Consider the following 9,543-nt stretch of genomic DNA (forward strand, 5'->3'; position numbering starts at 1 on the left):
ACTGTTATCACTTTTGTTAATCTCTATTTGTTATACCGTTTTTACAATGCTTTTTCAAGTGATTTCGGCCTCGCGAAAATCATTCGTCCCGCTGAAGTCTGAAGTACACTTGTGACAATGACTTCGATCGTTTTGCCAATATAGTCTTTACCTTCTTCGACAACGATCATCGTGCCGTCATCCAAATATCCGATGCCCTGCCTCTGTTCCTTCCCGTCTTTAATGACCTGGATGGACATTTCTTCTCCTGGCAGCACAACAGGTTTCACAGCATTCGCGAGGTCATTAATATTCAACACTTGTACATTTTGGAATTCGCAGACTTTATTCAAGTTGAAATCATTCGTTACAACAATTCCGTTCATCAATTTCGCCAGCTTAACCAGCTTGCTGTCTACTTCCTGGACTTCCTCAAAATCGCCATCGTAAATTTCCACCTTCACCGGCAGATCTTTTTGCAGACGGTTCAGAATATCAAGTCCACGTCGTCCCCGATTACGCTTCAATCCATCCGAGGAATCCGCAATATGCTGAAGCTCCTCCAGTACAAACTGGGGAATGACAATCGTACCTTCCAGAAAATGAGTTTCACAAATATCAGCGATACGGCCATCAATAATAACACTCGTATCAAGAATTTTTTCTTTTGGAACTAAAGAAGCATCTACCATCGCTCCCTGATCATCTTCACCCTCAACAGCCTTCTTGTCTCGTTTCGCAATCGTCAACAAATTCAAAAATTCATCCTTACGCTTAAAACCAACTTGAAAACCGAAATAACCGAGCAGAAAAGTAATGAATATCGGTAAAATTTGACTGACCACTTTAATTTCAATATCCTGCAGCAGGTTATTTACTAAATAAGCGATGATCAAGCCGACGATTAAACCAAGGCTGCCAAATAACAAATCGGCAACAGGTGCTCGTACAAGTGCGTCCTCGACCCACCTCAGGAAGTTGACAATATAATCCACAACCCAAAATGTCAATAAAAATAATATAAGTGCTCCGATAATAGCTCCTGCTACAGATTGAATCCAACTCTGCCAGGTCACGTCCATCATTGAAAATAATTCCGGGATATAAAGGTAACCTACAGTACCGCCGGTTATGACAATAAATAACTGAACAATTCGTTTAAGCACTCGCTTCACCTCCTTAGTGTCATTATGACCAACCTCAATAGCTGCTAACCGTAAAATGGTGTAAATGATTGTTTATAAAATTAGCACAAATTCCAATATTTTTCAATTTGTAAAAGTGCCTATTTTATCTACATGAAATGTCTATAAATGTCGATCCACAAACAGCTGTTCCTGAATCCGTTCCAAACCGTCACATATTTTCTTAGCTCTTACTTCCCCGACACCGTCCACTTCTACCAGTTCTTTAACAGAGGCCTGTACGACATCGTTCAAAGTACCGAACCTTTCAACTAAATGTTCAATGATCAGTGAAGGAAGACGCGGGATGCGGTGCATAATCCGGTAGCCTCTTGGATAAATCATATCGGAAAGTTTCGTTCCCGATGCGTACCCTAACAGCTTAAGCACTTGTTCATCCGCGAGGAGCTCTGTCCCTGATTCCTCTTGCATTTTTCTTAGAATATAGTAAGGCTCGTAATCCGGCTTCTTACTGTAGTCTTTTAAAAGAAGGGAAGCTTCCTCTTCAATATTCGACACCAGTTCGGTGAGCTGTAATTGAATCAAACGGCCTTCTGTTCCTAATTCATTTACGTAATTCAAAATTTCCCTTTTGATCCGCAATACCATTTCGATGCGGTGGATAACTTGAATGACTTCAGAAAATGAGACCATATTCTCAAATTCCATCGCCCCAAGGTTCGTAATACTTTGGTCATGCACGAGCTTATATTTTTCAAGCGTTTGAATGGCTTGATTCGCTTTCGTCAAAATGACTCCGATGTCTTGAAGTGAATAACGGACCGGGCCTTTATATAAAGTTATGACGTTTCGTCTTTGTGAAATCGCAATAACTAAGTGACCTGTCTGTTTAGCTACTCGTTCTGCTGTTCGGTGGCGCATCCCCGTTTCAGTCGAGATGATATCGGGGTCCGGCATTAATTGTGCATTAGCATATAAGATCTCTGTACCTTCATCGTTAAGAATTAAAGCTCCATCCATTTTCGCCAGTTCATATAAATGGGCTGGAGTGAATTCAGACTGGATATGGAAACCTCCATCCACTAATTGCTGAACTTCCTTCCCATACCCGATGACGATCAATCCACCCGTCTTCGCACGCAGCACGTTATCGATGCCATCACGAAGGGGAGTGCCTGGAGCCACGAATTGAAGCATATCTCCGATGCGGTTTTCATTACGTTCATGACCTTCCATTATCTATCGATCCCCCAATGTTACTTGCATAGCTTCCTGCACTGTACTGACACCCACCACTTCAATAGAGGATGGCGGCGTCCAGCCTTCTAAATTCTTCTTAGGGATAATGACTCGCTTAAAACCAAGCTTGGCAGCTTCCTGGACACGCTGCTCAATTCGAGCCACCCGCCTGACTTCCCCTGTTAAGCCGACTTCCCCTACTACAACATCATCACCGTTTGATACTTGTTCCCTAAAACTGGAGGCAATACTCAAAGCGACCGCTAAGTCGATGGCAGGTTCATCTAGTTTCACTCCGCCGGCCACTTTAATATAGGCATCCTGATTCTGCAAGAGTAAGCCAGCCCGCTTTTCGAGGACGGCCATCAGAAGAGGAACACGACTAGTATCCAAACCCGTAGCCATACGTCTAGGGTTTCCAAAAGAAGTAGGAGATATAAGCGCTTGAATCTCAACTAGAACAGGCCTTGTGCCTTCCATAGAAGCAACTACAATCGATCCAGCAGCTCCCTGGGACCGTTCCTCCAAAAAGATCTCTGAAGGGTTCAGCACCTCTTCCAGGCCCTTCTCTTTCATTTCAAAGATACCCATTTCGTGAGTGCTTCCGAATCTGTTTTTTACACTTCTCAATATTCGAAACGTGTGATGACGCTCTCCCTCAAAATATAGAACCGAATCCACCATATGTTCCAAAAGCCGCGGTCCTGCAATCGAACCCTCTTTTGTAACGTGGCCCACTATAAAAATAGGAATGCCTTTACTTTTGGCGATCCTCATCAGCTGGCTCGTACATTCCCGAACCTGTGAAACACTTCCGGGCGCTGAAGTGATGTCTTCTTTAAAAATCGTTTGAATTGAGTCGATCACGACGAACTTGGGATCGATTTGTTCGATTTGAGTGATCACATCCTGTAAATTGGTTTCAGACAGCACGTAAAGCTCGTCGGACGTTATATTTAATCTTTCAGCGCGAAGCTTCGTCTGTCTAGATGATTCTTCTCCTGATATATATAAAACTGGTAATTGTTTGTCCGCAATTTGGGCAGATACTTGCAAGAGCAAGGTTGACTTCCCGATACCCGGATCTCCCCCTATTAAAACCAGAGACCCAGGCACTATACCGCCGCCAAGAACCCGGTTCAACTCCGGCATGTCAGTAGTCATTCTTGGTTCTTTTTCAGATTTGATAGCGGTAATTTTCTCCGGTTTTGCAGAGGTCTGGGAATTCGTCTGAAATATATGTCTAGAGTTTCCGCTGCCTGTCATAGCAGCTTCTTCAACAAGTGTATTCCACTGATGACACCCTGGACACTTCCCCATCCACTTAGGAGATTCATACCCGCATTCCTGACAAACAAACTTTATTTTTCTTTTTGCCAAGGTAACCTCTCCCTCTCCTCTTATTATATACGCTTTTGTTTGTGAAAAAGTTTCACAAGAGTGTCAATTAGATTAATTTATTCTTACTAAAATCATATCTGAAACGGAAAAAAATCGGAAGGCAAACACCTTCCGATTAGAAACATTCATACTTTATTCATATTTTATGCTTCTTGTTGAGTGTGAACTGTAAATTCCTTATCATCATTCAGGTCAATTTTAACTTTTTGACCTTTTTGGATATTTTCCTTTAGCAACTCTTCAGATAATAGATCTTCCACGTTCTTCTGAATGGAACGGCGAAGCGGACGAGCCCCGTATTCAGGATCAAAGCCTTCTTCAGCAATATGCTCAATTGCTTTTTCAGTGAGCGTGAAGTCTATCTCTTGATCAAGCAGACGTTTTCTAAGCTGCTCTGACATTAGCGTTACGATATGCTTCATGTGTTTTCTCTCGAGGGAGTGGAACACAATCGTTTCATCAATACGATTCAAGAACTCAGGGCGGAATGCTTTTTTCAATTCATCTGTCACTTTGGATTTCATATCTTTATAATCCTGATTAGCTTCTCCCATAGAGAACCCAAGGTATTTATTAGATTTCAGTTCATGAGCACCGACATTGGACGTCATGATCAATACGGTATTTCGAAAATCTACCACCCGGCCTTTAGAATCAGTCAAGCGTCCATCTTCAAGTACTTGCAGGAGAATGTTGAAAACTTCCGGGTGAGCTTTCTCAATTTCATCTAATAAAATGACAGAGTATGGCTTGTTCCGGACTTTTTCCGTCAGCTGACCGCCTTCCTCGTATCCTACATATCCAGGAGGAGACCCGACAAGACGGGACGTACTGTGTTTTTCCATATACTCGGACATATCGATTCTGATCATGGCATCTTCCTCACCGAACATGCTTTCAGCCAGTGCACGAGCCAGTTCTGTCTTACCTACCCCTGTAGGACCAAGGAAAATGAATGAGCCGATAGGACGCTTCGGATCTTTAAGTCCGGCACGAGCACGTCGGATCGCTTTGGATATCGCTTTGACAGCTTCCTCTTGACCTATGATTCGATTATGAAGCGTATCTTCCAATTGCAGAAGACGCTCACTTTCATCTTTTGTCATTTTAGAAACTGGAACTCCCGTCCACGTAGAAACGATAGAGGCGATATCTTCAACGGTTACCTCTGAATCCTCTTGCCCCTGCTTTTCTTTCCACTCATCTTTCGTCTCGTCAAGCTCGTCGCGCAAACGCTGCTCACTATCTCTTAAAGATGCAGCCTTTTCAAATTCCTGGCTCTGTACAGCAGCGTCCTTTTCTTTTCTCACTTCTTCAAGCTTTTGCTCAAGTTCTTTTAAGTTTGGTGGAGCTGTATAAGAACGCAAACGCACCTTAGAAGCAGCTTCATCGATTAAGTCAATCGCTTTATCCGGTAGGAACCGATCAGAAATATACCGGTCAGAGAAGCGGACGGCAGAATCTATAGATTCATCCGTAATCGTCACTCTGTGGTGCGCTTCGTAGCGGTCACGCAGCCCTTTTAAAATTTGAATGGACTCATCAAGGGTCGGTTCATCCACCTTAATAGGCTGGAAACGACGCTCTAATGCAGCATCTTTTTCAATATATTTCTTGTATTCATCAAGCGTAGTAGCACCGATACACTGCAGTTCTCCACGTGCAAGAGAAGGTTTTAAAATGTTTGATGCATCAATCGCTCCTTCAGCACCACCTGCGCCAATCAGTGTATGCAGCTCATCGATGAACAGGATAATGTTGTTGGCCTGGCGAATCTCTTCCATCACTTTTTTCAAGCGATCTTCGAATTCACCGCGGTATTTAGTTCCCGCAACGACCGTTCCCATATCAAGAGTCATGACACGTTTTTCACGCAGGATTTCTGGAACTTCATTGTTCATGATCTGTTGAGCTAAACCTTCTGCAATAGCTGTCTTACCAACACCAGGTTCCCCTACAAGGACTGGGTTATTTTTCGTACGACGGCTCAGCACTTGAATTACACGCTCAATCTCCTTACTTCGGCCAATCACTGGATCGATATTTCCTTCTTTTGCAATAGCTGTCAAGTCTCTGGCTAAAGAATCCAATGTAGGTGTACTCGCATTAGCTGCCTGTGCACCGCTTCCGCCACGGCGGTTCTGTCCGCCTGTTGATTCATTGTTTCCAAGAAGCTGCAGAACTTGCTGACGAGCTTTATTTAAGCTTACACCAAGGTTATTCAGGACACGCGCAGCTACTCCCTCACCTTCTCGGATCAAGCCTAGAAGGATATGCTCTGTACCTACGTAAGAATGACCTAATTTACGAGCTTCATCCATTGACAGCTCGATTACTTTTTTAGCACGTGGTGTATAATGAATCGTCTGGGAAACTTTCTCCCCCTTGCCGATCAAGTTTTCGACTTCCTGCTGAATTTTACTAGATTCAAGACCTAAAGCCGTCAAAGCTTTCGCAGCAATACCTTCTCCCTCACTTACAAGACCTAATAAAATATGTTCTGTACCAATGTTATTATGACCAAGGCGTACAGCTTCTTCTTGAGCTAACGCTAGAACCTTCTGTGCTCTTTCTGTAAATCGTCCAAACATCATGGACACGACCTCCTTACGAATTATTCTTTATTTTCTAATTGAAGTCTTTCCCTAATTAATGAAGCCCTGCGAACATCACGTTCAGAGGGAGATAAAGATTCTTTCGCATATTGCTGCAGAAAACCAGGCTGTGTTAAAACCATGAGCTCATTTAGAATCGTTTTAGGGATATGGTCGATAAAACCTAAGTCGATTCCAAGGCGAAGATCAGACAAACATTTGGCCGCCTCTTTAGACTCTATGATACGACTGTGCTTCAAAACACCATAGGAACGAAAAACTCTATCCTCCAGCTGGACTCCTGAACGATGCATTAACGCTTGACGGGCTTTACGTTCCTGATCGATCAACTGTTTCACAATGCTGTGCAGATCCTCAACAATATCTTCTTCTGACTTCCCTAAGGTGATTTGATTGGATATTTGAAAAATGTTTCCCAGTGCTTCACTGCCTTCACCGAAAATTCCTCTCACCACTAAGCCAAGCTGGTTGATCGCAGGAGTCATGCGCGTGATCTGCTGTGTCATGGCTAATGCAGGCAGATGCATCATGACCGATGCTCTCATTCCAGTCCCGACATTTGTAGGACAAGCCGTCAAATATCCGCGATTTTCATCAAAAGCATAATCCACTTTTTCTTCAAGCCAGTCATCTAACTGGGAAGCTTGTTCTAAAGCACGATCTAATTGAAAACCTGGAAAGTAAAGCTGTATTCTAATATGGTCTTCTTCATTAATCATAATGGATACTTGCTCATTTTGCGATATTAAAGAAGCAGAATGTTTTGAGTGTTCTGTTAAATGAGGACTGATCAAGTGCTTCTCGACCAGCACCCTTTTCTCAACGGACTGCAGCTTATCCATTTCAACAACTTCAAATTGATGATAATCCCTGAATGATTTCCCGGCATATTCTTCCTTGAAGAACTGCAAAATCTCTTCCATCCGTTCTTCAGAAGAAATTATGGGAAAAGGATAATTTTGAAAGTTGCGAGCAAGTCTGATCCGGCTGCTCATCACGATATCACTGTCTGGTCCTTCTTCTTTCATCCAGGGACTTATGGCTTCGTTAATGAATTGTTGTAAAGACATTATTCCTCACCGCCCTGTCCGTGGTGGATCTGTTCATCCAAAGAACGTATTTGATCTCTTATTTTAGCAGCTTCTTCAAACTCCTCTTGTTCTATGAGGTTCTGAAGCTGTGTTTTATATTCATTCATTTGCTTTTTCAGGTGCAAGTTTCCACCTTCCCGTTTCGGGATCTTTCCATCATGTTTTATATTTCCGCTATGAACACGACGGAAAATCGGGTTCAAGCGATCATCAAACGTTTTATAACAATCCGCACATCCGAATTTACCTACCTGTGCAAATTCCTGATATGTTAATCCGCAGGCAGGGCATTTCAATTGCTTGTTGGATTGATGGGATTTGGATTGCTTTCCTTTGTAAGAAGAGCTTTTATCATAATTGAAAAGACCCGATAGCAAATCATTTAAGGTAAAATCCTGGTTGTCAGACATGTAACCCTGTTCCTTTGCGCAATACGCGCATACATGCACTTCTGTCTTTTCACCATTAATGACTTGGGTCAAGTGAACAGTGGCAGGACGTTTATGGCATCTTTGGCAATCCATAGTATCCGTCTCCCTCCTCAGCTAATTTTTATACTTAAGGGTGAGCAGCATAGCCGTAAGGATTCTGGAGCGAACCTCGTCTCTAAGCGGAAGAGGGAAAGCGAGAACCTCACGTTCCATAACACTGGTCATCATCCGCGCTTCCCGGTTTGTAATACTATCGTCCTCAAGTAATCTATCTATGACGTCTAATGCTACAGGCTGAGAAACTCTCGGCTGAATTAAACTGACAATATCATCAATCATTTGAGATACTGATCGATGCTGGACGCGACGTATACGAATATATCCCCCGCCACCGCGTTTACTTTCGACTATATATCCCTTTTCCACGGTGAACCTTGTTTTAATCACGTAATTGATTTGTGAGGGGACACACTGAAACTGGTCCGCAATTTCACTACGTTTAATTTCAGCGATGTGCTTATTATTATCATCAAGAATATTCTTTAGATATTCTTCGATTACATCGGAGATATTCCTCATTTTCCCTCCTCCTCTTTTGACTTTGACTATCTTTGACCTTAACTTTATTATACTGATTTTATACGTGTTCGCAACATTTTTGTTTCAAGCTACATGAATAATCATTCCCTAAATAATCCAAGATTAAAACAAAAAAACTATACGAAATAAAACGTATAGTTTTTCTTTATTCTTTATGGCTGATGCGCTCTACATAATCCAATTTAGAAATTTCATTTATTATATCTATTTCTGTCAAATGGTTATTACGGTTCACTTGAATAAAAATACTTTTTGTCTGATTCCCCACATTTTCTATTTCCACTCTTTCTACCGCAACATTTCTCCTATCAAATATTTCAAATATCTCATTCATTTGATATGCTTCGTTAACCATAATGCTGTAAGAATTCTTATAATAATGCCTCATGAATTTCCTCTCGATCTTATTTAAAAAGATCAAGCTCAATAAGACGAGAAAAGTCGCTAAGATTCCGACTCCATACATCCCAGCGCCAATCACCAATCCTAAACCTGCAACGGTCCAGATGGAAGCAGCTGTAGTTAAACCTCTGACCGTCATACCATTAACAATGATCGTCCCGGCCCCTAAGAAACCTATTCCGCTAATTACGTAGGAGGGGATACGAGATGGATCAAAACGAATATTATCATATTCTTCTATGAAGTTTTCAAATCCATAAATTGATAAAAGCATCATTAAACAGGAGCTGACTCCAACTAGAATATGTGTACGAAAACCAGCTGCATGATTTTTCAGCTCTCTTTCAAAGCCAATCATTCCCGCCAGCAGTAATGCTAAACTTAAGCGAATTAAAAATATGTCTAAGTTTTCTAACCATACATATTCTTGGTCCATTTTCACACCCCTATCACGGAAAAAGCAGCTAAATTAATATATTAAAAAAGTCGAAAGCATATGCTTTCGACTTTCACATTGACGTAGCAGCGTCCTACTCTCACGGGGGTAAACCCGACTACCATCGGCGCTGAAGAGCTTAACTACTGTGTTCGGCATGGGAACAGGTGTGACCTCTTCGCTGTCGCCACTACATCGTTGATT

General features: G+C 42.1%; 8 protein-coding genes and 1 rRNA gene. All 9 read right to left on the reverse strand.

The window, feature by feature from the left end:
• Positions 1-41: 41 nt before the first annotated feature.
• Positions 42-1,145 carry a PIN/TRAM domain-containing protein gene (locus LF817_RS18060; protein ID WP_253937207.1) on the reverse strand — a complete coding sequence of 368 codons (1,104 nt, stop codon included), beginning with the start codon at positions 1,143-1,145 and terminating at the stop codon, positions 42-44.
• 141 nt (positions 1,146-1,286) lie between these two features.
• On the reverse strand, positions 1,287-2,360 hold the full coding sequence (gene disA, locus LF817_RS18065) for a DNA integrity scanning diadenylate cyclase DisA (protein ID WP_253937208.1): 1,074 nt from the start codon (positions 2,358-2,360) through the stop codon (positions 1,287-1,289).
• Between the two features lie 3 nt (positions 2,361-2,363).
• Positions 2,364-3,743 carry a DNA repair protein RadA gene (radA, locus tag LF817_RS18070; protein ID WP_253937209.1) on the reverse strand — a complete coding sequence of 460 codons (1,380 nt, stop codon included), beginning with the start codon at positions 3,741-3,743 and terminating at the stop codon, positions 2,364-2,366.
• A gap of 164 nt (positions 3,744-3,907) precedes the next feature.
• Positions 3,908-6,358 (reverse strand): ATP-dependent protease ATP-binding subunit ClpC, encoded by a 2,451-nt coding sequence (clpC, locus tag LF817_RS18075; RefSeq protein ID WP_253937210.1) that lies wholly within the window; start codon positions 6,356-6,358, stop codon positions 3,908-3,910.
• A 20-nt stretch (positions 6,359-6,378) separates the two neighbouring features.
• Positions 6,379-7,449 carry a protein-arginine kinase McsB gene (mcsB, locus tag LF817_RS18080; RefSeq protein WP_253937211.1) on the reverse strand — a complete coding sequence of 357 codons (1,071 nt, stop codon included), beginning with the start codon at positions 7,447-7,449 and terminating at the stop codon, positions 6,379-6,381.
• Complete coding sequence (gene mcsA / locus LF817_RS18085) at positions 7,449-7,994, reverse strand: protein-arginine kinase activator protein McsA (protein ID WP_253937212.1); 546 nt, start codon at positions 7,992-7,994, stop codon at positions 7,449-7,451. Before mcsA ends, mcsB begins: the two co-directional genes overlap by 1 nt.
• 21 nt (positions 7,995-8,015) lie before the next feature.
• Positions 8,016-8,480 (reverse strand): CtsR family transcriptional regulator, encoded by a 465-nt coding sequence (locus tag LF817_RS18090; protein WP_253937213.1) that lies wholly within the window; start codon positions 8,478-8,480, stop codon positions 8,016-8,018.
• A 166-nt stretch (positions 8,481-8,646) separates the two neighbouring features.
• The gene (locus LF817_RS18095) at positions 8,647-9,339 is read right to left on the reverse strand and encodes an MgtC/SapB family protein (RefSeq protein ID WP_253937214.1); all 693 of its coding nucleotides are present in this window, start codon (positions 9,337-9,339) and stop codon (positions 8,647-8,649) included.
• Between the two features lie 81 nt (positions 9,340-9,420).
• Positions 9,421-9,534 (reverse strand): 5S ribosomal RNA (gene rrf, locus LF817_RS18100).
• Between the last annotated feature and the right edge of the window lie 9 nt (positions 9,535-9,543).

Origin of the sequence: Halobacillus sp. A1, from assembly GCF_024189295.1 — a bacterium.
In the GTDB taxonomy this organism is placed as follows: Bacteria; Bacillota; Bacilli; order Bacillales; family Halobacillaceae; genus Halobacillus_A.